We start from the raw sequence: 23,059 nt of genomic DNA on the forward strand, positions 1-23,059 counted from the left end.
GATGGACAATCGGAGCGTATGGCGAACTCCGGATACTGACGTCAGCCTTCGATGTCGCCGCGCGGGCGGGACAAATGGTGTGATGGTGAAAACGCACGTGCGGCAGTAAGATGCCTGGTAACGCCGTGTTCTGAAATCTACCTCGCTAAGCAGCGCTATACGGGTAGTGGTGTCAGTAGCCGGCTTCTTTCTGATGCCGGAAAGCGAGGACAAACACGATATCGCCATCAGGCTCGTATCGGTAAAGCGCGATGTAGCCAGAGTCCCCAAAGGGGATAACCAGTTCACGCAATTGAGCGTCGTCCGGAAGCGGGCGGCCAATAAGAGGCGTTGATTCCAGCAACAGGAACTGGCGTTCGATAGCCTGGCCCGCCCGACTTGCGGCAGTCGGCGCCTTAGCCGCCAAAAATAGCCTGCAGCGTTCCAAGCCCTGTGCCGCGCCTTCGGTAACGATTACTCGTGGCACTCAGGCACCGACTTTTCCGCATTCGTGCCCCAGGTGCACAGCCAAGTGCGCACCTCCTGTCCGGTAAGATGTCGGCCGGTCTCCTGATAGGCCGCCCAGGACGCCCAAGCCTCCTGTCTGAAGTTTTCGCGCGCTTCCTCACGTTCAACATATTGCTGAATGGCTTCGAGCATGATCCAGTGAGCCGAGCGCCGTCGTTGGCTGGCGAGGTTCTGAACTCGGTTCTTTAGTTCGTCATCGATCTTGAGAGAAGTAGCCATGGCAGCCTCATATTACTAGGTATTACCTAGCGATAAAATAGGCGTCGTTTTGCTTTTTGTCCATGATCTTAGTTGATGGCGAACTCTACCCCAATTTGATTGTCGGAGGGTTCTTCCGACAAGCTTTTACTATGTGTTGCTAACGCCGAAGTACGCTAACGGCAAACGAGAACAAATCGAGCGCCAGCGGCGGCTTTTGTGCAGGCAGTTTTCCAAGCGCCCTTGGCCCGAACCAAGTATCAAGTTGTGGGCCAAGATTGGGTCTTTTCTAGTAGGAATCTGGTGGCTATCCAACGTCTTGCCGGCGGAGTTATTTGAACTTCAGGGTGCTATCGGTACATCCGGACCGTCCAGGACGAGGGCTGCCTTCAGTCCGAACTTTTGTCGCAGCTTTTCGGCGAGTTCAGTGTTGATGTCGCCTTGATCGTTGATTTCGATCCGAATGATTCCGTCGGCCAGAGCAGTGTCGAGCAGTCGCGCCACCTTGAACCTTGATATTCCAAGTTCATCGGCGATCTGAGATTTGGTCTGCTGCTCGATGTAAGAGCGGCGAGCGACGAGGGAGGCTTGTAGTTTTTGAAAAGGTCGTCGAGGCATATGAGATGATCTTCGCTCATTTGTTGCGTATATCGTCTATTTGCCTGATGGAGCGAAAATCGGTAATGCCGCCTTGGCAAGGCCAATGATTTGCATGTCAGAGTCGACGAAACTCGTTCGGAATAACGCTGTCATAAGATCAGCATTCCAACTGGAGCGATCAACGAGGGCGGACATATTATTGAGATCGTCGGTTCGATTCCTTTCAAGAGCTATCTACATCGGAGAACGTCAAAGATGATCTTAAAAGCGGGCAAGTTCCGGCGGCGACTTGAATAGTAAGGGAATAGGTTTTGCATCATGACTCACGGCCAGGTTCCGCAGCGCCGCCATTACATTCTCTCCAAACAAAACGATACTGATGGAGTGCTCGAGTCCAAAAAATTATCGGTCTCGACGCGAATAGTGCACACCGTCTTCATACCCTCGCGCAAGTGTCCTATCTGCGAGTTTGATGTGGATGTGACCTCCCTGGACGCTCCCGAGAGCGCAAAGTGCGTGATCTCGATAACTGCCCCTTTTTCAGGCGCGGCGTCCTACAAGAATGATGTTGCGACTTCCGGGAGTTCTTCCAGCGCGTGGGCTGCAAAGGCCAGCGCCCGCTCGACATTGGCGCGCGAGGCTGGTCCTCCGAGGCAAATCCTCACCGCTTCCGGAGGATTGCCCGTGACGGTAAAGGAATCGCTGGCGACCACGCCGATACCGGTTGCGCGCATGTGACCGATAAAGGCCGAACGGGTCCAGCCTTGGGGTAGCGGCAACCAGATATTGAAGCTGAACGGATCGCTCTTATAGCTCTCCGGCTTCAACGTCTGCCGGGCAATGAGCTGGCGCGCGGCGGCTTCGGTCTTTATGAAGCGCAGAATAGCGTCAGCGGTACCATCTTCGATCCAGCGGGTCGCAAGCGCAACTGTAAGAGGGGAAGCCATGACGGTGGCTGCGCGGACCGCGGCGGCGAAAGCCCATCCCGATCTGACATCCGGAGCTACGACGTAGGCTGTACGCATACCGGCTCCGATGCATTTGGCAAGGCCGGCGATATACCAAGTGATATCGGGCGCGACGGATGCGAGCGGTGCCGGGCCGTGCTGGGGAATGAAGCCGTAAGCATCGTCCTCAATGATCGGCACCCCCCAACGCCTGGCGATCACAGCAATCATCTCCCGGCGTTTTTCCGACATGGTCAATGTCGTCGGGTTCTGCAGCGTCGGATTGAGGTAGAGCGCCTTTGGCGACATTTTCGAACAGGCGGCCGCGAAGGCGTCGGGTTCGATGCCTTCATCGTCCATCGGCAGCCCGACGAGCGATAGATTGAGCTGGGCTGCAATCGACCGCACGCCGGGATAGGTAATCGCTTCGCTGAGGACGACCTGGCCAGGCTTTGCCAGTATGCCAAGGATGCCGATCAGGGCAGCGTGAGCGCCGGGCGCTATGAAGATGCGCTCCTGGGCCGGCACGACGGCACGCCGGCTGAGCCAGAGTGATGCAGCTTCCTTGTCGGAGACGCCACCGCCAAATCCCTGATAGCGCAATAGGGAGACAATATCCCGGCCCACCATTTCGAGGCCGGCCTGCATGCGCTCGATCAGATCAGGGTCATCCGGTTCGGGAGGAAGGTTCATCGACAGGTCGACGGCGTCCGTCCGTGGGCGAGGCGAAGGGGCAATCGACCGCGACGGTTTGGCCTGCGCAAGCACGAATGTTCCTTGGCCGGTGCGTGATTCCACGAGACCGCGCTTCTGGGCTTCCACATAACCGCGCGCTACGGTTGTAAAATCAACCCCGAGACGGGACGCGAGCTTGCGTTGGGGTGGCATGCGGTCGCCTACCGTCAGCTTGCCGCTCTTGATATCGGCGGCAATTCGGTCGGCGAGTGCTAGATAGCGGGGCTTGTCGGTGTTGGAGAGATCAGGTGTCCAGTCGTACATGAGATACAGTCATTCGAGATCGGAAAATTGATAGTATCGTGTTGCGTATCACGCCGCTAGCGCCCCAGGTAAAACTGATCCGAAAAAATCGACGGGGAAATTGACTGTAAATCGTTATGGTCGGAAGCGGAGGCAATCGCAAGGCGCGGCGGGTATTTTGATCTATTGCTGCTCTCGGTGGAACTCGGCAAAACGTGCGTTTTCGATGATGGCATAGGCATCGAGATGATAGTATAGGCATTGATATGCATATATTTTTGGCATAGCATATGCAAAATAGAATGCATCATTATTGGCAAAGTGTTGCAAATTAGATGTTTTATTGAATGGCATATCGCTTGCATATCTCTCCCCGCAAGCCGCGGCCACCGCTGCGGCCGTCAACTATCAGGAGAGGTGATTCAATATGCCAGCAGTGACCAAACCCGCCAATCAGAAGGGTGATTTTCTCGTCGATTACGAATCGAAGGTCTTTGAGGACGTCAAAGCTGCACCCGGAGAAAAGGCGCTCGTAACATTCCACACCGTCGCCTTCGAGGGCTCGATCGGGTTCGTCAACTTGCTGCAGGCGTCGCGCCTGATTCAGAAGGGCTTCGAGACATCGATCTTGCTTTACGGTCCGGGTGTCACGCTCGGCGTGCAGCGGGGGTTTCCCAGGTTGGGCGATGAGGCGTTTCCGGGGCACCTCAACTTCAACAACCGCATCGAAAAAATCATCGCCGACGGCGGCAAGGTCTATGCCTGCCGCTTTGCACTTCAGGCTCTCTATGGCCACGGCGAAGGCGCGCTGATCCCCGGCATCATACCAATCAGTCCGCTAGACGTGCTCGATATCGTCCTGCTGCACCGCAAGGAAAACGCTCTCATCCTCGACACCTGGACGCTCTGACCATTGGCCGAGTGCGTCGCAAGAGGTGGAGGTTTTTCTCCGCCTCTTCCACCCAATCGAAGGATTCCGACATGGACAAGAACAAGATCGTCCGGGCCGCAGCCGCGCAGATAGCGCCGGACCTGACCTCGCGTGAGAAGACGCTGGCACGCGTGCTGGAGACCATTCGTGAGGCGGCCGCCAGAGGTGCCGAGATCATCGTCTTTCCAGAGACTTTCGTTCCCTGGTATCCGTATTTTTCCTTCGTCCTGCCACCGGTGCTTTCGGGCCGTGAACATTTGCGCCTCTATGAAGAAGCCGTCTCGGTTCCCAGTGCGGCAACGGAGGCAGTGGCCGCGGCTGCCCGTGAATACGGTATCGTCGTGGCGCTCGGCGTCAACGAACGCGACCACGGCTCGCTCTACAATAGCCAGCTTCTCTTCGATGCCGATGGTGCGCTTGTTTTAAAGCGCCGCAAGATTACGCCGACCTTTCACGAGCGAATGATCTGGGGCCAGGGCGATGCCTCCGGCCTGACGGTGATCGACAGTTCCGTGGGCAGGCTTGGTGCCCTTGCCTGCTGGGAACACTATAATCCGCTCGCCCGCTATGCGCTGATGGTGCAGCACGAGGAAATCCATATCGCCCAATTTCCCGGTTCAATGGTCGGGCCGATCTTTGCCGAGCAAATCGAAGTGACGATACGCCACCATGCGCTCGAAAGCGGCTGCTTCGTCGTCAACGCCACGGGCTGGTTGACCGATGAGCAGATCACCTCCATCACGTCGGACCAAGGGCTGCAAAAGGCGCTCCGCGGCGGCTGCATGACGGCGATCGTCTCGCCCGAAGGGAAACACCTCGCTCCGCCGATCACCGAGGGCGAGGGCATCTTGATCGCCGATCTTGACATGAGCCTCATCACCAAGCGCAAGCGGATGATGGATTCGGTCGGCCACTATGCCCGACCCGAACTCCTGCACCTCGTCATCGACGGCCGCGCTACAGCGCCGATGGTCGCCTCCGCCAATTCTTTCGAAATGTCAGAAACAAGGACCAAGACCGATGGAGAATACGACCTTTCTTTCGACCGAGACTCTGATCAACGAGCTGCAGTCCTTCGGGGCCAGGCTCGTTGATCCCAAAGCCGGGCACGAAAGCCGCCGCGGTGGCGCCGGCCCATCTGATCACAAGGCGCTGACCGTCGACGGAATGACGGTCATGGTACCGGTGCACACCGCACCTGCCTTCGAGAGCCCCTACCTGGTGGAAAAGCCTGACGAGGCCGGCAGGAGCCGCGTCAGTCGCGACGGACGCGTGCTCGGCGAGGTTTCCTTTCCGCTACGCCCGCGCTTCTACGAGCGCACGACGGCTGACGGCATTCCCTATTCACAGATCGCCGTGCTGCACGGCAGAGATGTGCTGGCGACCACGGTACTGCAAACCTGCATCCGCTATCAGAGCCGCACGAAGACCTGTCAGTTTTGCGCGATCGGCCAGTCGCTGGCCGCCGGCCGCACCGTTGCTCACAAGACGCCGGAGCAGCTGGCGGAAGTTGCCAAAGCAGCCGTTGAGCTCGACGGTGTCAAGCACATGGTTATGACGACAGGTACGCCGAAGGGGCTGGATCGCGGTGCCTCGATCCTTGCTGACAGTGCCCGGGCCATCAAGGCAGCCGTCAATCTGCCGATCCAAGCGCAGTGCGAGCCGCCGGAAGACGACGTCTGGTTTTCCATCATGAAAGAAGCCGGCGTCGATGCACTCGGCATGCATCTTGAAGTGGTCACCCCTGGACTACGGGCCCGCATCATGCCCGGCAAGGCGCAGGTGTCGATCGAGAAATACATGGCCTCCTTCAGGGCGGCCGTCGATGTCTTCGGTCGCGGCCAAGTCTCGACCTATATCCTCGCCGGCCTTGGAGATACGCGTGAGGCGATTCTTGATATCTGCGAAAAGCTGATCGCCATCGGCGTCTATCCCTTCGTCGTCCCCTTTGTGCCGATTTCGGGAACTCCCCTTGAAAGCCATCCGGCGCCAAAGCCTGATTTCATGCATTCGATCCTCGGGCCGCTTTCAAGAATGCTGGTCGCCGGCGGATTGAAGGCCGTCGATATCAAGGCCGGCTGCGGCAAGTGTGGCGCATGCTCGGCCCTTTCGACCTATGAAAGGACGCTGACCAAATGATGCTCGAGCCGTTCGAACCCTATCGCGCTAGCGAATTCCAGGTGAAGTTCGCAACCTCCTGTTGGGAGCGGCAGGAAGCTCATGCGCTACGCCGCGCCGTCTTCTGCGAGGAACAGAAGATCTTCGAAAAGGACGACCGCGATGGGACGGACGACCACGCGATCCCGATCGTGGCGCTCTCGATGATGGGCATTGCCGCCGACAGGCTGGTCGGCACGGTGCGCATCCATCAGGAGGAACCAGGCCTTTGGTGGGGATCGCGGCTCGCGGTCCATGAGGATTTCCGCAAGATCGGCGCGCTTGGTGCAACCCTGATCCGGCTCGCAGTCTCCTCGGCCAATGCGATGGGCTGTCATACCTTCCTTGCCAATGTACAGGTTCAAAACGGACTGCTCTTCCGCCGATTGCACTGGGATATCGTCGAGGAGTTTGAGATCTACAGCAAGCCGCATCTAAGGATGAAGGCGGACCTTGCCTGGTATCCACCCTGCTCGACGCCGGAAGCGGGCTTTGTGGCGCTGGCAAAGAGGGCTGCGTGATGGGTGAGAGGATCGACATCCAGGCTCTGGCGGCAAGACTTTCGGTCGCCTCCGGCATCGCAGCCAAGGCCGATATCGGCACCATCGCAGCCAGCCTTAGCCTTGCCGACCAGAAGGTGGCGGTGGGGGACGATTGCGCAGTCTTGCCTGGTGGCGACGGCTACCTCCTGTTTGCCATCGAGGGCTTTATCAACGAGTTTGTCGCTGCTGATCCGTGGTTTGCCGGATGGTGCGGAGTGATGGTCAACATATCCGACGTCACCGCCATGGGAGGGCGGGCCGTTGCCGTCGTCGATGCCGTCTGGGCGAATGGTGAGGCAGGCGCTGCGCCGGTGCTGGCGGGAATGCGGGCAGCAGCACAGACCTTCGGCGTGCCGATTGTCGGCGGCCATACGAACATACGTACTGATCGCAGCCAGCTCTCGGTCGCCATTCTCGGCAGGGCAGAAAAGCTGCTGACGAGCTTCGATGCAAAGGCGGGTGATGTGCTGATAGCTGCGATCGATCACCGCGGTCGCTATCGCGAACCCTTCAACAACTGGGATGCGGCAACCGATGTGCTACCCGCACGGCTGCGTGCGGACTTGGACATCCTGCCTCAGATTGCCGAAGCGGGACTGGCAGTGGCCGCCAAGGACATCAGCCAGGGCGGTCTTGTCGGAACGGCAATCATGTTGGCGGAGTGCTCAGGGGTCAGCATCGATATCGATGTTTCAGCAATCCCGGTGCCTGAGGGCGTAGCACTCGAACGTTGGCTCGCCACCTTCCCAAGTTTCGGCTACCTGATCTCCACCCCGGCTGAGAACGCCGATGAGGTGATCCAACGCTTTGCCGCCCGCAATCTTAGCGCTGCGGCCATCGGCCGGGTCACCGCCGGCAGTGAAGTGGCAATCACGAACGGCACCCGGCGTGGCGTGATCCGCGACTATTTAGATACGCCGCTGCTGCAGCTTGGTCGGCGAGAGGATGCCGCATGAGCCGGTCGCTGCGCATTGCGATGCTCTCCCACTCCACAAATCCGCGCGGCGGCGTGATGCATGCCATGCAGCTTTCCGAAGCACTTACCAGCTTTGGCCATGAGGTCGTGCTGCATGCACCTGATGCCAAGGGGACCGGCTTTTTCCGCACACCCGCCTGCGGCATGGCGTGCATTCCAGTTGGGCCCGCCTCCGCCGGCATGACTGCGATGGTCGAGCAGCGGATCGCCGATTATGTCAGGCATTTCGCAAGTCCGGCTGCGCGTGATTTCGATATTTTCCACGCCCATGACGGTATTTCCGGCAATGCGCTGGCGACATTGAAGGAAAAAGGGCTGATCCCCGCCTTTGCACGGACCGTGCACCATATTGACCAGTTCGCCGATCCCAGGCTGATGGAGCTACAGGACCGTTCTATCAACCGTGCTGATCTGTTCTTCACTGTCAGTTCGATGTGGAGCAGGACGCTGACGGAGACTAGAGGCATCCGTTCCACCGTCGTCGGCAATGGCGTCGATACGACGCGTTTCTCGCCTTCCGTGGATGGGAGCGAACTGCGCCGCAGGCTTGATCTACCGGCTGGCCCCGTTTTTTTGTCCGTCGGCGGTATCGAGATGCGCAAGAACACAATCGCCATGCTCGAGGCCTTCCGGCAATTGCGCGCCGTTCGACCAGACGCGCAGTTCGTCATCGCCGGCGGGGCTTCCTTGCTCGATCATCACGGCTATCAGGCCGCGTTTCGCTCGGTTCTTGGCTCGCTCGGCGAACATGCGGCCGCAGTCCACATCCTTGGCGCCGTCGCCGATAAGGACATGCCGGCGCTCTATCGACTGGCCGATACGCTGGTCTTCGCCTCCGTCAAGGAAGGCTTCGGCTTGGTGGTGCTTGAGGCAATGGCAAGCGGTGTGCCGGTTGCCGTTTCATCTGTTCCGCCTTTTACCGAATATCTGATGCCCGATAATGCCATCTGGTGCGACCCCACTAGTGCGGCCTCGATCGCAGAAGCCATGGCGGTCTCGCTCATGCCGCCAGTGCGTCGGCGGTTGATCCCGCACGGACTGAAGCTCGCCGCTCGACATAGCTGGCACCATACTGCGGCCGCTCATCTCCAAGCTTACGAGACATTGAAGGAGCTTGCCCATGCCTGAAATGCGCTTCGTCATCGCTTGGCCCGATGGCCGCGAGGAGACCTGCTATTCGCCCTCGCTGATCATCCGCGACTTCTTCGAGGAGGGGGCGACATATCCAATCCGCGATTTCCTCGATCGCAGCCGCAAGGCTCTGATCATTGCCAGCGACCGTGTGGAGGCCAAATTCGGTTACCCGTGCTCGCTTGCCCGCAGCCAGCTCGCTCGCATCGAGTCGGCCGGTGCGCTCTTCCTCTCTGATGCTGACGCCCATGTGCGTTGCCAAAGCTTTATCCTCTGAAAGGAGCTTCCATGACCATTCTCCTCAAGCCGCACTACAGTACCGTCATCGTCGGTGGCGGACAGGCCGGGCTCTCGGCCAGCCATTACCTCAAAAAGCGAGGTATCGATCATGTGGTCTTCGAAAAGAAGACTGTCGCGCATAAGTGGAAGAACGAGCGTTGGGATGCTTTTTGCCTGGTTACCCCAAACTGGCAATGCCAGCTTCCGGACCATCCCTACGACGGCGACGACCCGCATGGCTTCATGGTCAAGGACGAGATTATTGCCTATGTCGACCGTTTCGTAAAAAAAGTTGATGCACCGGTTCTGGAAGGCACTGCCGTCACGTCGGTGGAGAAATCTGGTGATCTCTTCAAGATCGAGACCTGGGCGGGCAACGTAACCGCCGACAGCGTCATCATCGCAACCAGCCTCTACAGTGCGCCAGCCGTTCCCCGCGCCGCCGAGCGATTACCGGACGACATCCTGCAGATTCACACGGCGGACTACCGCAATCCCAGCCAACTGCCAGAAGGGGCGGTCGTCGTCGTCGGTTCAGGCCAGTCCGGTTGCCAAATTGCCGAGGATCTGCATCTGGCCGGTCGCAAGGTGCATATGGTCACCGGCAATGCACCGCGTTGCGCCCGCTTCTATCGCGGTCGCGATGTTGTCGACTGGCTTGCTGACGTCGGTCAGTACGACATTACCATCGAGCATGATGGCATGACCAAGAAGAAGCATGACACCAACCATTACCTCACCGGCCGCGACGGCGGGCGCGACATTGATCTGCGCAAATTCGCTCTGGAGGGCATGTCACTCTATGGCCGCATGGAGGGTGTTTCCGGTGGTAAGATGATTTTCGAGCCGAATCTGAAAGCCAATCTCGATAATGCCGACCGTGTTTATAACGGTATCAACGCTTTGATCGACCGTCACATTGCCGAAAAGGATATCAAGGCGCCAGCTGCGAGCGTGTACACGCCACTCTGGGAGCCTGAAATCGAGCCGGCGGAACTCGACCTTAAGGCTGACGGCGTCACTTCCGTCATCTGGGCGACCGGTTTTTCACCGGACTGGTCCTTCGTTGGCTTGCCGATCTTTGACGGCACCGGCTATCCGGTGCAGCGCCGCGGCGTGACCAGCGTGGACGGTGTTTATGTGCTCGGCCTGCCCTGGCTCTGGACCTGGGGCTCCGGCCGCTTCCTGGCCGTTGGCAAGGATGCCGAACATGTGGTGAACCACCTCATCGCCCATCTCGAGGCATCACGTCCGATGATGAAACAGGTGGTCAGCGCATGAACATGAGTGTCGCGATCCTCGACGTTCATCCGCCGGAACCCTCGGCGTACGAGCTCATGGGACAGGCACTTGCGCCGCATGTCCTGATTGGCATGCCGCATCTGACGCCGTCAGGTCTGTCGGAGACCTGGACAATGAAGGAGCTCGGGCATCGCCACTGGCTGATGCTTGCACACCATCTCGGCATGGAGAATGCCGACTTTCGCACGTCAGATGGCGGCGAGGCCTATGCGGCGATCTGTGCGACCGCGCTGGAACATGCCCGCTTCGGCGAGGTGCGTGCCAATGACGTCTTGACGATCCACTCCGCGCTCTCGCCCGTCTCGCGCATGCAGATCGCGACGCGCCACCGGCTATCGACACGGGGGAGACTGGTCGGCGAGGTAGAACTGCTCTCCACCTTCGTTAGCCGCATGCGGGAGGGCGACAACCACTCTATTGCCCGCGTTCCCCTGCCCGGCCTGACGGCGCCGGTTGCGGATAATGCCCTGGCAAGGACAGCCGCACTGCTGCGTGCCGGCACGCTGGAGACCCATTTCGGCTTGCCGGCCAAATCCGCTAAGGCCCTGTGCTACTTCCGCTTCGAGCCGGATGTGTTCCAGGAATTCAACGGTGCCGGGCTCTTCTACTTTGCCGAATTCCAGGCCCTTGCAGACCGTGCCTTCGGGCGATGGTTTTCGGAGCCTCCTCATGTTTCGAGGCGGGAACTCTTCTTTTCGGGGAATATCCGTGCTGGCGACGTCGTGCGCGTAGAATTAATGGGACTTTCTCCGGATCGACGGCGATCCTTCTGCCTGTTGCAGCGGGAGGAGGATGGCAAGGTGATCGGCAAGGCCTTCACCGAGTGGCACAGCCCACCCGCCAATTTGCGCTGAAAGTATTAACATTAGGCGGTATGTCACCCCGATTGAGACCGATTGTTGAGGCATCCATACCCTAGCGCTTCAAAGTCTCACCTTGTCGGCTGCAACCGTTCATGTTGATCTTATGACTGAGAAGAAAGGATCAACGCCGCCCTCCTGCACCACCATTTCGTGTTTTTGGGTGGTATAGCTTTACGCTGGTGCATTGGAGGAAATGTGCTAGGCTTTCGCGATAACAACGCGTCAGAAAATGCAATCATGATCTGGGAGGATTCATGGTCGAGATATTTTCGAAGCGGGACGGACCTCGTCGCGAGGACGTCCAGATTAAACGCCTCATCGAGCAGAACCGCGGCGTGATAACCAAGCTTGCCGACCAACTCAGCAATGGTCGTTATTCCCAATCCAAAAAGCCACGTTTGGCGCCCCAGGCACAGGGCCTGATCATCCATATCGGTCACACGCCCGCGGCAGAAGCCAAGCCGGAACCCCAGATCAGGGTGACGCCCAACGGCCGTGTGGTCGCCGTCGACCTACATTCCGGCCGGCAGCTTTGGCATTTCGGTGACATTCGCGAAACCGGTAGCAGCAAGACCTTCACACTCGCTGTTGCCGGCAATCGCTATGTCGCACCCCTCGACGATGAGACGGCCGCCGCGCTTGCCGATATGGATGGCGTGACTATCGGTTCGTCTTACGATGCAAAAGAGCTTGTGGCCGATATCGGGCGGCGCCTCGACATCGGCTCTGAAGCCTAATGGCAATGTGCCCGATAACGCCAATATCGACTGTGAGGCGCCAGATCCTTTCCGAGTGGGGGATGTGAGAGCTGCATGAAGCGGAATCTGCATGATATGAGCGACATTCCCTTGAGACGGTCACCGCAGGTGCCGGCATTTGTGCCAGGCGGTGCCTTGATACGGTCCGACTATGATGAGGTTGGCGTGACCCGCGCCTGGGAAAGCCTTTTGGAGGGTAGATATAAGACCAGGCGCCAATCTCTGCCGGTGCGCTCGACCATCCACGACTCTTGGTCACGCTGTGCCAAAGGCGGTATCGATGCGCAGCGCAACGAGGCGCCGATCGAGACAGACCGGGATGCTGTCGAGGCGCTGACGCGTGGTAGTTCGGAGCTGCTGGAAGCTGCCGCACATCCTTTTTCGACGATCGGCCGAATGCTCGACGGAACAGGCGCCATGCTTGTCCTGGCCGATAACGACGGTGTTCTGATTGATGTCATCGGCGACAAGAGAACCATTTTTGACGGCATGGACATCCATCTCGGTGTCGGCGGAAAATGGACCGAGGAGGTTGTCGGGACCAATGGCATCGGCACGGCCCTTTGGACCGGAGAGCCGGTCTTCGTCCACGCCGCTGAGCATTTCTGTGCGGGCATCAAGAGCTGGACCTGTGCCGGGGCACCGATCCGTGATCCTTTTGACGGCAAGATCATCGGTGTCGTCGATCTTTCGGGGCACCCAGATATTTTCCGCCCCCATAATATCGCACTGGTTGCGGCGGCGGCGCGCGAGATAGAAAGAGCACTGGCCGACTCGCAGATCACAGAACGAATGCGGCTGCTTGAGGCCTTCATTGCGTCCGCCAATAATTACCGTGCAACTGACGGCCTCTTGATCATCGACCGACAGGGCAGGGCAATCTACCACAACAACGTGCCGCTGCTCGAGGGCCGCCGATTTGGCGAAGGCAGTTTGAACTGTTGGTCGCCGGAGCTCACCGGCTCCGGCTTTCTCGACACGGTTGCGACGAGCCTTCCGGAGGCGATGCGCGACTGCGATGTCTGCCCGCTGGAACTTGACGGCGATATTCGCGGGGCGGCGGTGGTATTTTCGAAAAACGCGAGCAGGCGAATTGTATCGCTCAATAGCCGCGCTTCGGACCGACAGAAGGAGGCGTGTGCTCATATCGTCGGTGAAAGCGACAAACTTTGTGCGGCAGTCGACATAGCCTGCCGCGTTGCCGAGACGCAGGACGTGACGTCGCTGCTGATCGAAGGGGAGACCGGTGTCGGCAAGGAGCTTTTTGCACGCCTCATTCATGCCGGTAGCCGAAAGTCCGGCAGCAGCCCGTTCATCGCGCTCAATTGCGGTGCGGTGACAAAAGAATTGTTCGGCAGCGAGCTGTTTGGCCATGTGTCCGGCGCCTTCACCGGCGCGTCCCGCGAGGGTAAGGCAGGCGTCTTCGAACTCGCCGATGGCGGGGTGCTGAGCCTTGATGAAATTGGGGAAATGCCGCTGGATATCCAGCCATTTCTGCTGCGCGTGCTTGAGGAGCGTGTCGTGCATCGTCTTGGGGACAGTCGCTCAAGGCCAGTCGATGTAAGACTTGTTGCCTCCACCAATCGCGATCTCAAGCAGGAGGTCGCCGCCGGCCGTTTCCGGCGCGATCTGTACTACCGGATTAGCACCGTGACGATCCACGTACCGCCCTTGAGAGAGCGTGGGAACGACTGTCTGCTGCTGCTTGATCACTTCAACCACAAACTGGCCGAGCGAAGGGGCACATCTTCGCTGCGGTTCACGAACGAGGCACTCGATACGATGCTGGCCTATCGTTGGCCAGGTAATGTGCGAGAGCTGCGAAACCTTGTTGAACGTCTGCATCTTTTAGCCCGCCACCGCCTGGTCGGCGTCGATGATTTGCCGGCTGAAATGGTCATGCGGGCGCCGACCGGCAGCGACGCTTCCATTGAGGCCGGAAGCCAAGTGCTCAGCTTTGCCGCGGCCGAACGGCAGGCCATCATGAGTGCATTGTCGGTCGAACACGGCAATCTGAGCAAAGTCGCGCATCGACTCGGAATATCGCGACCCACCCTCTATCGGAAAATGGAGCAGTTCGGGATCAAGCGTAGCTACGCCTGAAACAAAAGGCCCGCATCGCCGAATAATGTCAGCAACTGCTAGTGCATGATGACGATTTGGAGAAAAGTCATCATGCTCCAGAGATCGACCGATCTTGACTTCAAGCGATGTCGAAGCGGTCGGCATTCATGACCTTGGTCCAGGCCGCGACGAAGTCCTGCACGAACTTCTTCTCGGCATCGGCCTGACCGTAGACTTCGGCGATCGCGCGCAGCTGCGAGTTGGAGCCGAAGACGAGATCGGCACGCGTCGCGGTCCACTTGACATCGCCGGTTGCCCGGTCACGGCCTTCGAAGACGTCCTTGGCGTCGGAGACGGCCTTCCACTCCGTGCCCATGTCGAGCAGGTTCACGAAGAAGTCGTTGGTCAGCGTTTCCGGATGCTTGGTGAAGACGCCGTGCTGGCTCTGGCCGACATTGGCGTTCAGCGCACGCAGACCACCGATGAGGGCGGTCATTTCCGGAGCCGTCAGCGTCAGCAGTTGCGCCTTGTCGATCAGCAGCTCTTCGGAAGAGACCGTGTAGTCCTGCCGCTGATAGTTGCGGAAGCCGTCGACGATCGGCTCGAGAACGGCGAAGGCCTCGACATCGGTCTGCTCCTGCGTCGCATCGGTACGGCCGGGAGCGAAGGGAACGGCCACGTCATGACCGGCCTTCTTCGCAGCCTGCTCGATGGCAACGGAGCCGCCGAGCACGATGAGGTCGGCAAACGATACCGTCTTGCCGCCGGTCTGGGCATCGTTGAACTTCTTCTGGATGCCTTCGAGCTTCTGCAGCACGGATGCGAGCTGGGCCGGCTGGTTGGCCTCCCAATCCTTCTGCGGTGCAAGACGGATGCGAGCGCCGTTTGCGCCGCCGCGTTTGTCGGAGCCGCGGAAGGTCGAGGCCGAAGCCCAGGCGGTGGAAACCAGCTGCGGGATGGTGAGACCCGATGCAGCGATCTCGGCCTTGAGAGCTGCGACATCGTTCACATCGATCGATGCGCGACCGGCAGCCGGGATCGGATCCTGCCAGATGAGCTCTTCGCTCGGCACTTCCGGACCGAGGTAGCGGACGCGCGGCCCCATGTCGCGATGGGTCAGCTTGAACCAGGCGCGGGCAAAGGCATCGGCGAACTCATCCGGGTTTTCGAAGAAGCGGCGAGAGATCTTCTCATAGGCCGGGTCGAAGCGGAGCGCGAGGTCGGTCGTCAGCATGGATGGAGCATGCCGCTTGGACTTGTCATGTGCATCCGGGATCGAGCCGGCGCCGGCGCCGTGCTTCGGTACCCACTGATGGGCGCCAGCCGGGCTCTTCGTCAGTTCCCATTCGTAACCGAACAGGTTCCAGAAGAAGTTGTTGCTCCACTTGGTCGGCGTCGAGGTCCAGGTGACTTCGAGACCGCTGCCGATCGCATCGCCGCCCTTGCCGCTGCCGAAGCTGTTCTTCCAGCCGAGGCCCTGTTCTTCGATGCCGGCTGCTTCCGGCTCGGGGCCGACATGGGCTGCATCACCCGCACCATGGGTCTTGCCGAAGGTGTGGCCGCCGGCAATGAGGGCGACGGTTTCTTCGTCGTTCATGGCCATGCGGGCGAAGGTTTCGCGGATGTCGCGAGCAGCAGCCAGCGGGTCCGGATTGCCGTTCGGTCCCTCAGGATTGACGTAGATGAGGCCCATCTGCACGGCGGCAAGCGGGTTTTCCAGATCGCGGTCGCCGGAGTAGCGCTTGTCGGCGAGCCAGGTGTCTTCCGCACCCCAGTAGATGTCTTCTTCGGGTTCCCAGACGTCTTCGCGACCGCCGCCGAAGCCGAAGGTCTTGAAGCCCATGGATTCCAGTGCGACGTTGCCGGTGAGGATCAGGAGGTCGGCCCAGGAGATGCTGTTGCCGTACTTCTGCTTGATCGGCCAGAGCAGGCGGCGAGCCTTGTCGAGGTTGACGTTATCCGGCCAGCTGTTGAGCGGCGCGAAACGCTGCGTGCCGGAGGAGGCGCCGCCGCGGCCGTCGCCGGTGCGGTAGGTGCCGGCGCTATGCCAGGCCATGCGGATGAAGAGCGGGCCGTAATGGCCGAAGTCGGCCGGCCACCATTCCTGCGAATCCGTCATAAGGGCGGTGAGGTCCTTCTTCAGGGCGTCCAGATCGAGCTTCCTGAATTCCTCGGCGTAGTTGAACGCCTTGCCCATCGGGCTGGATAGCGCCGTGTTCTGGTGAAGAATCCGAAGGTTCAGCTGATTCGGCCACCAGTCACGGTTCGAACGGGCCGAAACGCTCGTGTTCCCATGCGGAAACGGACACTTGCCTATGATGTCAGTTTTTTGGTCCATTACCTTCTCCTTGTCGTTTCAGAGTGCTATTCCTCGAAAGGCATCGTTGGGTCCTGTCGAGAAGCTTTACAGGCGGCTTGCCGCGTCGTGGGAGACGCAGATATCCTGCGACGTGTCAGCTGGCTGTGATCAGCCAGCTGGTTCATGATTGTGATCCCAATGTGCGGATGCGGCCGGGCGCCTCTCAGGACCGGCTGCGGTTAAGCTCGTCCCAGTCGCTCCGCCCCACCGCCCAGCGCAGGCCCGGCCGTCGGGTCCGGCTCACCCTCCTCGAGATCGCCGATCAGCGTTTCCGTCGTCAGAATGAGCTTCGCGACCGATGCTGCGTTGCGCAGCGCCGTATAGGTGACGCGCACCGGATCGATGATGCCGGCCTCGATCATGTTCTCATATTTGCCCGTCGAGGCGTTGTAGCCATGACCGCCGTTGACGCGGGTGACCTCTGCAATGATCGCCGCCGGATCGGCGCCAGCATTGATGGCAATGCGCGAAAGCGGCCGCGTCAATACGGATTTGACGAGGCGCACCCCTTCCGCCGCGTCGCCGCTGACCGTTTGCAGGACTTCGTCCAGAACCGAGGCGACCTGAGCGAGCGCCGAACCGCCCCCGGCGACGACGCCTTCCTCCACCGCTGCGCGCACGGCATGCAGGGAATCTTCGATGAGCTGGATGGTGCGCTTCTGCTCGACGGGTGTCACCCCGCCGGCATAGATCACCGCCGTACCGCCGGAAAGCTTGGCGAGCCGCTCGCGCAGCTTGTCCTGCTCGATATTGGGTGGTGCCACGTCGAACTGACGTTGAACCTGTGCTCGCCGCGCGGCAATCGCCGCCGGATCACCGCCGCCGCGGATGATCGTGGTGTAGGTGGAACTGGTTCTCACGCGCTCGGCCGAACCGAGATCTTTGGCGGCAATGTCTTCCAGGCGACCGCCGAGATCGCGCGCGATGACCCGGCCGCCCGTCAAGATCGCCAGATCCTCCATCAGCGCCTTCCGCCAATGGCCGTATTCCGGGGGATGTATGACCAGATATTTGCCGGCACCCTCCTTGCCCAGCAAGGTCACGATGGTTTCGGGTGACATCTCTTCTGCAAGGATCAGCAACGGCCGGTCCGCCGCATCGGCGATGCGGCGGGCGGCATCGAGGGAGGACGGGTCCTTGATCTTGAGATCGGTCATCAGAATGAGCGGGCGTTCCAGGACGGCCTCCATCTTCTCCTGATCCGTGACCATGTGATGCGAAAGGTAACCGCGATCGAATGACATTCCTTCGACCACGTCCAGCGTGGTGTCGGTCGTCACGCTGAAATCGGTGGTGATGACGCCCTCCGTACCTACCCGTTCGTACGCTTCGGCGACAAGTGCGCCGAGCTTTGGATCGGTGGCGGCGATATTGGCGACCGCTGACAGCACGCCATTGCCCTTGCCAGGCGTGGCCCTGTTTCTCAAAACCTCGACGATCTTCTCCACTGCAAGATCGATGCCCTTGCAGAGATCCACGGATTTTGCGCCTCGCTCATTGGCTGCTATTCCTTCCTGTACCAGCGCATTGGCGAGCACGATAGCAGTCGTCGTGCCGTCACCGGCGATCTCGTTCGTCTGCATAGAGACTTCTCGGACGACTTGTGCGCCCATGTTTTCGAACCGATCGGACAATTCGATTTCCGAGGCGATACTGACGCCGTCGCGCGTGACCAGCGGCGTGCCGATTGGACGGTCGATCATGGCGTTCATTCCCCGCGGTCCGAGCGTGGGCTCGACCGCGGCGGCCAGTCGTCCGACGCCCCGGGCAAGCGCGCGCCGTGCTTCGGAATTGTGTAGCATCAGTTTCGGCATGACTCCTCCTCCTTCCGCCTTGACGGCGGTTTCTCTCCCGGGTCTTTCCGGTAGGCTGTGATCTTAGTGGTCGGTCGTGGGCGATGGTGCGGTGGGCGCGGGAACGCGCCCGACGATGAAATCGACTAGCGTCGGCTCGCCGTTGACGATTTCCATCTCCTTGTATCGTGTCTGCTTCAGCCCGCGACAAAGCGCGCCGTTGAACTCCATGTTGATGCGCACGCTGCGCAGATCGGCAAGATGAGCGGCTAGCCCATCCGCTTCGACCGTTCTGCTGTCCCAATCGACGATCGCATTGTCATGTGAGCGCAAGTCGGGCCGGCGTGAGAGCAGAGCTTCGCGATAGCGGCGCCCGCGTTTGGCCGTCTCGTCGTCCCCTGCATAGAGGGCGTCCAGATCCGTAAGCCGCATGCCGACGATCTCCCTGTCGGAAAGTCCGGTAGCCCGAAGGTCGAGGATCACGGCCTCCTGCCGTCGCTTGAAGGCCTTCTGCCGGAATTTCTCCCTGACCTCTTCGAGACTGGTTTCATCGGCGAGAGACCTGAAAATCTCGGCAAAGTTCCGGCCGTCTGCAATGCCCTTGTTTACCTCCTCGGCGAACATGTGGTCATGCAGAGTGATGCGGTACGCTGGAGACCAGGACAGTGCCTCGAGTGCGATCTTGAGATCTTCCAGCATGAGGAAGGCAAAATTGGGCGAGCACCAATAGGTCGGCAGACGAAAATCCACCTCGACCCGACCATCGCCCAGAATTTCAGCTCGTTCGACGAAGCCCATCTCGGTCACGGGTTCGTCGAGCTCGGGGTCGTTGACCGTTCCTAGGCGCCGCCAGAGTTCCCCCTGGCGGCGTTCTGACAGAGTGGCGGAGGTCATGTCGCTTACTCCGCCGCTTCCAATTGCACTGGGGCCTTGGCAAAAGCGGCTTTTTTGGCCGCGACATCGATGTCGTAGAGCCGTGCGGCATTCAGGCCGAGGATCTTCTCCTTGGCCTCGTCCGTAAGCTGCACGCCGCGACCAGCGACAACATCCTCGGGGAGATGAAGCGCCCAGAGCCGCTCGACAAGCCAACGCGGCGTCCAGATGCCGTAGTCGGAGCCGAACAGGATTTTGTCGGGACCGATCCAGAACAACAGTTCCGTTATGATCTCGGCGAAATGCCGCGGGCGATTGTAGATCAGCGGCAATGCGACCGCGAGACCGCCATAGACATTGGTCTCCTGCGTGGCGATCCAGGTAAAATCATCAAGCCGCGGCAGGCCGCAATGTTCGATGATCCAATTCAGGTTCTGGAAGTCGGTCGCGGCGTAGTCGACGTCAGCGACGTCGAATGCGTCCTTGCTGAGCGGGATAATGGTCGGTCCCTTGTGGACGTGAATATTCTTGATGCCGAGCTTTTCGCACAGTTCGAAGCATCTGTAGGCATCCGGATCGGTGAGCTTCCAGCCCTTCGAGGACCCGTTCCACTCGGCGGTGTACATCTTCACGCCTTTGACGTCGTAGGTCTCCTTCATGAAATGGATGTATTCGAGGGCCTTTTCGCCATCACGGGGATCAAATGACCCGTTGACGATGAAGCGCTCCGGATAGCGTTTTGCCACCTCGGCATTACGTTCAATCGTATTGAAGCCGTTCTTGTAGAAGTCCTTGAGATAGGTGGACTGGATGATCGCGATATCGTCGGGCCCATCGATGAATAGATCATTATAGAGGTCATCCGCGCTGTACTTCTCGAATTTCTCCTTGGGCCAGATGTGTTCCTTCGGGCTAAAGCCCGTGTGGTAGCCGTAGAAACAGTCGATGAACTGTTTGCCGTGAATGTTGCTCTGGTTCTCGGGGCTGCCGTCCCAGAAATGCGTATGGCCGTCGATGACGAAAATCTCTTTGCCTTCGGGTGTGACGTACATGGTTTTCTCCTCCAAACTTGTCCTGTTCCGAGGCGCGCCCACAGACGGGCGGGCGCGCCAATCGCCGTTCCGGATGTCAGATATATTCGAACACCTCGTCCATATTGCCGAAGAGGATCACGGTGTTGTCATCGATTCGGACCATGCGGCCGTAATGCGTTGACGTGTTGACCTCGAAGATTTCGGCGGTCATTTCCCGCCCGAGATATTCGCTGATCTCGTCCATCTTGAAGATCAGCTTGCCATTGCCGTCGATGCGGATCATGGCCGGCTGGTAGGTGACGATCACGCCGGGCTTCTGGCTCATGAATTCGGCGATGGCGCGCGCCTCGACGGAATCGTTCATGGTGACGCCGCACTGGTGGGAAATCGTCTGCTCGAAGGTGATATCCTTCATGGACTTGAAGATGTTGTCGTGCGAATTGTTGCGTGCAACGGTTGACATGGAAAACACTCCTTCGATTAACGCTTGAGATCGAGTTCACCGAGAATCTTGCCGAGGCGTTCCTGGGACTGGGCTTGGACGTCGGCGAAGGAAACCGGCTTGGAATGCGGCATCGACCAGATCGGCTGAAGCCCCTGCGCGGCCTTGTCGGCCAGGGCGCCATGTTTGGCGAGCCAGCCCTGGAAGATCTTCTTGTTGTAGTCGCCGTAGGAATTGTCGTTGGCGAGCAGGTACATGAGGTCGATGGTATTGGCGAGATTGCGCTCGTAGTCGGCTTCGGCCGCGGAGATCACCGGCGGCGTGACGAAGTCGTGGTTGGCGGCGGCCACCTGCATCAGGAAGCCCGAGCGGAACAGTTCGCCGACGAGCGGCTCGAACACGATGTTGATCGCGAAATACTGCTCGAGATAGTCGCTCGCGCCCATGATGGTCTCGATCGCCTCACGGGCAGGCTGCCAGATGCTGTCCTCCAGCCAGGTCTTCTTGCCGAGCTCATCGTCCCAGCCGGCAATATCCATGCCGACCTCGGCGAGATAGAGGGTGATGTCCTGCGCCAGACGGAGCTTGTAGGACGAGTTGGTCAACGTGGCGTTGTTGATCATCTGGGTATAGCCGTAGCGCTGAGCTTGCATCAGCGAAGTGCCGAGCCCGAACTCCACATGCTTCCAGGCTCCCAGATGCGCTTGCAGGATCTTGGCCCATGCCTTGTCGAAGGTCTTGGGGGCACCGGCGCGACGCGCATTGGTGATGACGCTTTGCACCATGGTCTCGATCTTGGACTGGCGCTGATAATGGGTGCGTTCCCATTCCTGGTCCGGGGCACGGAAGGCGTGCCAGTTGGAGCTCTTGGCGGCGGTGTTGTCCTTGACGTAGGCGCCCTTGCCATTGGCGAAGGAAATGATCCAGTTCTGGATCAGGTAACGTTCCGGGTCCGGCTGGACGTCGACCGTGACGTCCTCGTAATGCGTGGCGCGCTGGCCCTTGGGCTCGAAATACCGATACTTACGGCTGTCGGAATCGGCGAAAATCGCTGCTCCCGCCGCACCTGACCCTACGGAACTCGATAATGCTGGCATGGTTCTCACTCCCGTGTTGCACTTTGGTTGATGCTCTTTGTTCTCCGTCCGGCTCTAGTGACCTGGAGCTGCCGAGGACGAAGTGGTGAAGCGGTCGAAGAAGATGCGTTCTGTTTCGAAGCCGTTCATGAAGAGGACCGGCTGCAGCGCATCGATCATGGGCGGCGGCCCGCAGGCATAGACGTCGCCTTCGCCGTCGATTCCGAGCTCCTTGAGCTTGGCGTCGACCGCTTCGTGCACGAAGCCGCGTTCACCCGACCAGTCGCTGCCTTCGTCGGCATGCGACAGCACCGGTATGAAGGTCACGTCCGGATGGCGCTCGACGAGCGCGACGATCCGGTCGAGATAGAAGAGATCGTCCGGCGTCCTTGCCCCGTAGAAGAAATAGACGGGACGGGTCTCGCCGCTCAGCACATGGTCGTTGAGGATCGACCAGACCGGCGACATGCCGGAGCCCGCTCCGACCAGGATCAGAGGTCCTTCCCGTTCTTCCCGTCGGAAGCAGGTTCCGTAAGGTCCGACGACGGTAACGTCGGCTCCGACGCGGATGCCTCCGGAATCAAGCTCTCCGGAGAATTTTCCCTGGGGATATTTTTTGATGATGAAGGAGAGTTTCTGGGTTTCGCGCGGCGTATTTGCCATGGAGAACGAACGTGTAATCGTCTCCCCTTTTTCCGTGGTGACCGTGATGTCGACATATTGCCCCGCCCAGAACTTCATCGGGGAACCAAGCTCGATCTGTATGCCTCTGATATCGTGGGTCAGCGCATCGACATGGGAGATATGTCCCTTGTAGGTCTTCACCGCGATCGCTTTCGATAGGACTTCCTCATCATAGTTGAGGAGCTCCACCTCCATGTCGGAATAGGCGATCGATCGGCACAGCAATATGTGTCCGGATTCCTTTTCCATGTCGTTCAGCGCGAAGGTCGAATATTTGAGCATGTCGACTTCGCCATCGAGAAGCACGCATTTGCAGGCGGAACATTGCCCCTCCTTGCAGCCGTGCGGCAGCGAGATGCCTTGCCGGAAGGCGGCGTTCAGGACCGTCTCCCCGTTCTCGACCTCGAATTCGACGCCGACCGGCTCGAGGCGGACCCTATGGGCCGCCACATGCGCTTTTTGAGCGTCAGCCATCTGGAATTCTCCCAATCTCCTCCCGCTCCCGATTTGCCGAAGAGCGGCCTCATCTTGAAATGCGGAAGCCGGATGACCGGCTTCCGCCTGG

22 protein-coding genes are annotated in these 23,059 nt (G+C 59.5%); 11 read left to right on the forward strand and 11 right to left on the reverse strand.

All coding sequences use genetic code 11. The features are described 5' to 3' along the window. Positions 1-172: 172 nt before the first annotated feature. The 4 genes from GA0061103_RS16450 to GA0061103_RS16465 all read right to left on the reverse strand — a co-directional run bounded on the left by GA0061103_RS16450 (position 173) and on the right by GA0061103_RS16465 (position 3,251). Entirely contained in the window at positions 173-466 is a 294-nt protein-coding gene (locus GA0061103_RS16450; RefSeq protein ID WP_092712924.1) for a type II toxin-antitoxin system RelE/ParE family toxin, read from the reverse strand. Continuing rightward, the gene (locus GA0061103_RS16455) at positions 454-726 is read right to left on the reverse strand and encodes a CopG family ribbon-helix-helix protein (protein ID WP_092712926.1); all 273 of its coding nucleotides are present in this window, start codon (positions 724-726) and stop codon (positions 454-456) included. The genes GA0061103_RS16450 and GA0061103_RS16455 overlap by 13 nt, the downstream gene beginning before the upstream one ends. A gap of 321 nt (positions 727-1,047) precedes the next feature. Next, entirely contained in the window at positions 1,048-1,323 is a 276-nt protein-coding gene (locus GA0061103_RS16460; RefSeq protein WP_208603524.1) for a sugar-binding transcriptional regulator, read from the reverse strand. Between the two features lie 536 nt (positions 1,324-1,859). Continuing rightward, entirely contained in the window at positions 1,860-3,251 is a 1,392-nt protein-coding gene (locus tag GA0061103_RS16465) for an aminotransferase-like domain-containing protein (RefSeq protein ID WP_092712928.1), read from the reverse strand. A gap of 406 nt (positions 3,252-3,657) precedes the next feature. On the opposite strand from GA0061103_RS16465, the gene GA0061103_RS16470 reads away from it, so the two are divergent. The 11 genes from GA0061103_RS16470 to GA0061103_RS16520 all read left to right on the forward strand — a co-directional run bounded on the left by GA0061103_RS16470 (position 3,658) and on the right by GA0061103_RS16520 (position 14,272). Further along, positions 3,658-4,140, forward strand: coding sequence for an MSMEG_0572/Sll0783 family nitrogen starvation response protein (locus GA0061103_RS16470; RefSeq protein ID WP_092712930.1), 483 nt, complete (start codon positions 3,658-3,660; stop codon positions 4,138-4,140). Between the two features lie 71 nt (positions 4,141-4,211). After that, positions 4,212-5,255: a Nit6803 family nitrilase gene (locus GA0061103_RS16475; RefSeq protein ID WP_092712932.1), complete on the forward strand. Its 1,044-nt coding sequence runs from the start codon at positions 4,212-4,214 to the stop codon at positions 5,253-5,255. Further along, positions 5,182-6,300 carry an MSMEG_0568 family radical SAM protein gene (locus GA0061103_RS16480; RefSeq protein ID WP_092712934.1) on the forward strand — a complete coding sequence of 373 codons (1,119 nt, stop codon included), beginning with the start codon at positions 5,182-5,184 and terminating at the stop codon, positions 6,298-6,300. The genes GA0061103_RS16475 and GA0061103_RS16480 overlap by 74 nt, the downstream gene beginning before the upstream one ends. Continuing rightward, entirely contained in the window at positions 6,297-6,839 is a 543-nt protein-coding gene (locus GA0061103_RS16485; protein WP_092712936.1) for an MSMEG_0567/Sll0786 family nitrogen starvation N-acetyltransferase, read from the forward strand. Before GA0061103_RS16480 ends, GA0061103_RS16485 begins: the two co-directional genes overlap by 4 nt. Beyond that, positions 6,839-7,816, forward strand: coding sequence for a sll0787 family AIR synthase-like protein (locus GA0061103_RS16490; RefSeq protein WP_092712938.1), 978 nt, complete (start codon positions 6,839-6,841; stop codon positions 7,814-7,816). The genes GA0061103_RS16485 and GA0061103_RS16490 overlap by 1 nt, the downstream gene beginning before the upstream one ends. Beyond that, positions 7,813-8,964: an MSMEG_0565 family glycosyltransferase gene (locus tag GA0061103_RS16495; RefSeq protein ID WP_092712940.1), complete on the forward strand. Its 1,152-nt coding sequence runs from the start codon at positions 7,813-7,815 to the stop codon at positions 8,962-8,964. The genes GA0061103_RS16490 and GA0061103_RS16495 overlap by 4 nt, the downstream gene beginning before the upstream one ends. Beyond that, on the forward strand, positions 8,957-9,244 hold the full coding sequence (locus tag GA0061103_RS16500) for an MSMEG_0570 family nitrogen starvation response protein (RefSeq protein WP_092712942.1): 288 nt from the start codon (positions 8,957-8,959) through the stop codon (positions 9,242-9,244). Before GA0061103_RS16495 ends, GA0061103_RS16500 begins: the two co-directional genes overlap by 8 nt. An 11-nt stretch (positions 9,245-9,255) precedes the next feature. Then, complete coding sequence (locus GA0061103_RS16505; protein WP_092712944.1) at positions 9,256-10,527, forward strand: MSMEG_0569 family flavin-dependent oxidoreductase; 1,272 nt, start codon at positions 9,256-9,258, stop codon at positions 10,525-10,527. 2 nt (positions 10,528-10,529) lie between these two features. Next, a complete protein-coding gene (locus GA0061103_RS16510) occupies positions 10,530-11,402 on the forward strand; it encodes a Pnap_2097 family protein (protein ID WP_092714302.1) in 873 nt (290 codons plus the stop codon). Positions 11,403-11,665: 263 nt separating this feature from the next. Then, positions 11,666-12,148, forward strand: coding sequence for a hypothetical protein (locus GA0061103_RS16515; RefSeq protein WP_092712946.1), 483 nt, complete (start codon positions 11,666-11,668; stop codon positions 12,146-12,148). Positions 12,149-12,397: 249 nt separating this feature from the next. Next, a complete protein-coding gene (locus GA0061103_RS16520; RefSeq protein ID WP_245304767.1) occupies positions 12,398-14,272 on the forward strand; it encodes a sigma-54-dependent Fis family transcriptional regulator in 1,875 nt (624 codons plus the stop codon). A 100-nt stretch (positions 14,273-14,372) separates the two neighbouring features. On the opposite strand, the gene katG is transcribed toward GA0061103_RS16520, so the two are convergent. The 7 genes from katG to GA0061103_RS16555 all read right to left on the reverse strand — a co-directional run bounded on the left by katG (position 14,373) and on the right by GA0061103_RS16555 (position 22,968). After that, the gene (gene katG / locus GA0061103_RS16525) at positions 14,373-16,571 is read right to left on the reverse strand and encodes a catalase/peroxidase HPI (protein ID WP_092712948.1); all 2,199 of its coding nucleotides are present in this window, start codon (positions 16,569-16,571) and stop codon (positions 14,373-14,375) included. Between the two features lie 200 nt (positions 16,572-16,771). Then, positions 16,772-18,406 carry a molecular chaperone GroEL gene (groEL, locus tag GA0061103_RS16530; protein ID WP_092712950.1) on the reverse strand — a complete coding sequence of 545 codons (1,635 nt, stop codon included), beginning with the start codon at positions 18,404-18,406 and terminating at the stop codon, positions 16,772-16,774. A 63-nt stretch (positions 18,407-18,469) separates the two neighbouring features. Then, positions 18,470-19,279: an iron-sulfur cluster assembly protein gene (locus tag GA0061103_RS16535; protein WP_092712952.1), complete on the reverse strand. Its 810-nt coding sequence runs from the start codon at positions 19,277-19,279 to the stop codon at positions 18,470-18,472. A gap of 5 nt (positions 19,280-19,284) precedes the next feature. Next, entirely contained in the window at positions 19,285-20,310 is a 1,026-nt protein-coding gene (locus GA0061103_RS16540) for an amidohydrolase family protein (RefSeq protein ID WP_092712954.1), read from the reverse strand. Between the two features lie 76 nt (positions 20,311-20,386). Beyond that, positions 20,387-20,755, reverse strand: coding sequence for an MmoB/DmpM family protein (locus GA0061103_RS16545; protein ID WP_092712956.1), 369 nt, complete (start codon positions 20,753-20,755; stop codon positions 20,387-20,389). Between the two features lie 17 nt (positions 20,756-20,772). After that, a complete protein-coding gene (locus tag GA0061103_RS16550; RefSeq protein ID WP_092712958.1) occupies positions 20,773-21,831 on the reverse strand; it encodes an aromatic/alkene monooxygenase hydroxylase subunit beta in 1,059 nt (352 codons plus the stop codon). 54 nt (positions 21,832-21,885) lie between these two features. After that, positions 21,886-22,968: an NADH:ubiquinone reductase (Na(+)-transporting) subunit F gene (locus GA0061103_RS16555; RefSeq protein WP_092712960.1), complete on the reverse strand. Its 1,083-nt coding sequence runs from the start codon at positions 22,966-22,968 to the stop codon at positions 21,886-21,888. Positions 22,969-23,059: the final 91 nt, after the last annotated feature.

The organism is Martinezella multihospitum (genome assembly GCF_900094585.1).
In the GTDB taxonomy this organism is placed as follows: domain Bacteria; phylum Pseudomonadota; class Alphaproteobacteria; order Rhizobiales; family Rhizobiaceae; genus Rhizobium; species Rhizobium multihospitium.

Excerpts from the sequence above, each read along its gene's own strand:
- GA0061103_RS16540 (WP_092712954.1), bottom strand. The coding sequence starts at position 20,310 with ATGTACGTCACACCCGAAGGCAAAGAGATTTTCGTCATCGACGGCCAT.
- GA0061103_RS16555 (WP_092712960.1), bottom strand. The coding sequence starts at position 22,968 with ATGGCTGACGCTCAAAAAGCGCATGTGGCGGCCCATAGGGTCCGCCTC.
- GA0061103_RS16535 (WP_092712952.1), bottom strand. The coding sequence starts at position 19,279 with ATGACCTCCGCCACTCTGTCAGAACGCCGCCAGGGGGAACTCTGGCGG.
- GA0061103_RS16485 (WP_092712936.1), top strand. The coding sequence starts at position 6,297 with ATGATGCTCGAGCCGTTCGAACCCTATCGCGCTAGCGAATTCCAGGTG.
- GA0061103_RS16490 (WP_092712938.1), top strand. The coding sequence starts at position 6,839 with ATGGGTGAGAGGATCGACATCCAGGCTCTGGCGGCAAGACTTTCGGTC.
- katG (WP_092712948.1), bottom strand. The coding sequence starts at position 16,571 with ATGGACCAAAAAACTGACATCATAGGCAAGTGTCCGTTTCCGCATGGG.
- GA0061103_RS16500 (WP_092712942.1), top strand. The coding sequence starts at position 8,957 with ATGCCTGAAATGCGCTTCGTCATCGCTTGGCCCGATGGCCGCGAGGAG.
- GA0061103_RS16475 (WP_092712932.1), top strand. The coding sequence starts at position 4,212 with ATGGACAAGAACAAGATCGTCCGGGCCGCAGCCGCGCAGATAGCGCCG.
- GA0061103_RS16480 (WP_092712934.1), top strand. The coding sequence starts at position 5,182 with ATGGAGAATACGACCTTTCTTTCGACCGAGACTCTGATCAACGAGCTG.
- GA0061103_RS16455 (WP_092712926.1), bottom strand. The coding sequence starts at position 726 with ATGGCTACTTCTCTCAAGATCGATGACGAACTAAAGAACCGAGTTCAG.
- GA0061103_RS16510 (WP_092714302.1), top strand. The coding sequence starts at position 10,530 with ATGAGTGTCGCGATCCTCGACGTTCATCCGCCGGAACCCTCGGCGTAC.
- groEL (WP_092712950.1), bottom strand. The coding sequence starts at position 18,406 with ATGCCGAAACTGATGCTACACAATTCCGAAGCACGGCGCGCGCTTGCC.
- GA0061103_RS16505 (WP_092712944.1), top strand. The coding sequence starts at position 9,256 with ATGACCATTCTCCTCAAGCCGCACTACAGTACCGTCATCGTCGGTGGC.
- GA0061103_RS16545 (WP_092712956.1), bottom strand. The coding sequence starts at position 20,755 with ATGTCAACCGTTGCACGCAACAATTCGCACGACAACATCTTCAAGTCC.
- GA0061103_RS16460 (WP_208603524.1), bottom strand. The coding sequence starts at position 1,323 with ATGCCTCGACGACCTTTTCAAAAACTACAAGCCTCCCTCGTCGCTCGC.
- GA0061103_RS16495 (WP_092712940.1), top strand. The coding sequence starts at position 7,813 with ATGAGCCGGTCGCTGCGCATTGCGATGCTCTCCCACTCCACAAATCCG.
- GA0061103_RS16515 (WP_092712946.1), top strand. The coding sequence starts at position 11,666 with ATGGTCGAGATATTTTCGAAGCGGGACGGACCTCGTCGCGAGGACGTC.
- GA0061103_RS16550 (WP_092712958.1), bottom strand. The coding sequence starts at position 21,831 with ATGCCAGCATTATCGAGTTCCGTAGGGTCAGGTGCGGCGGGAGCAGCG.
- GA0061103_RS16470 (WP_092712930.1), top strand. The coding sequence starts at position 3,658 with ATGCCAGCAGTGACCAAACCCGCCAATCAGAAGGGTGATTTTCTCGTC.
- GA0061103_RS16465 (WP_092712928.1), bottom strand. The coding sequence starts at position 3,251 with ATGTACGACTGGACACCTGATCTCTCCAACACCGACAAGCCCCGCTAT.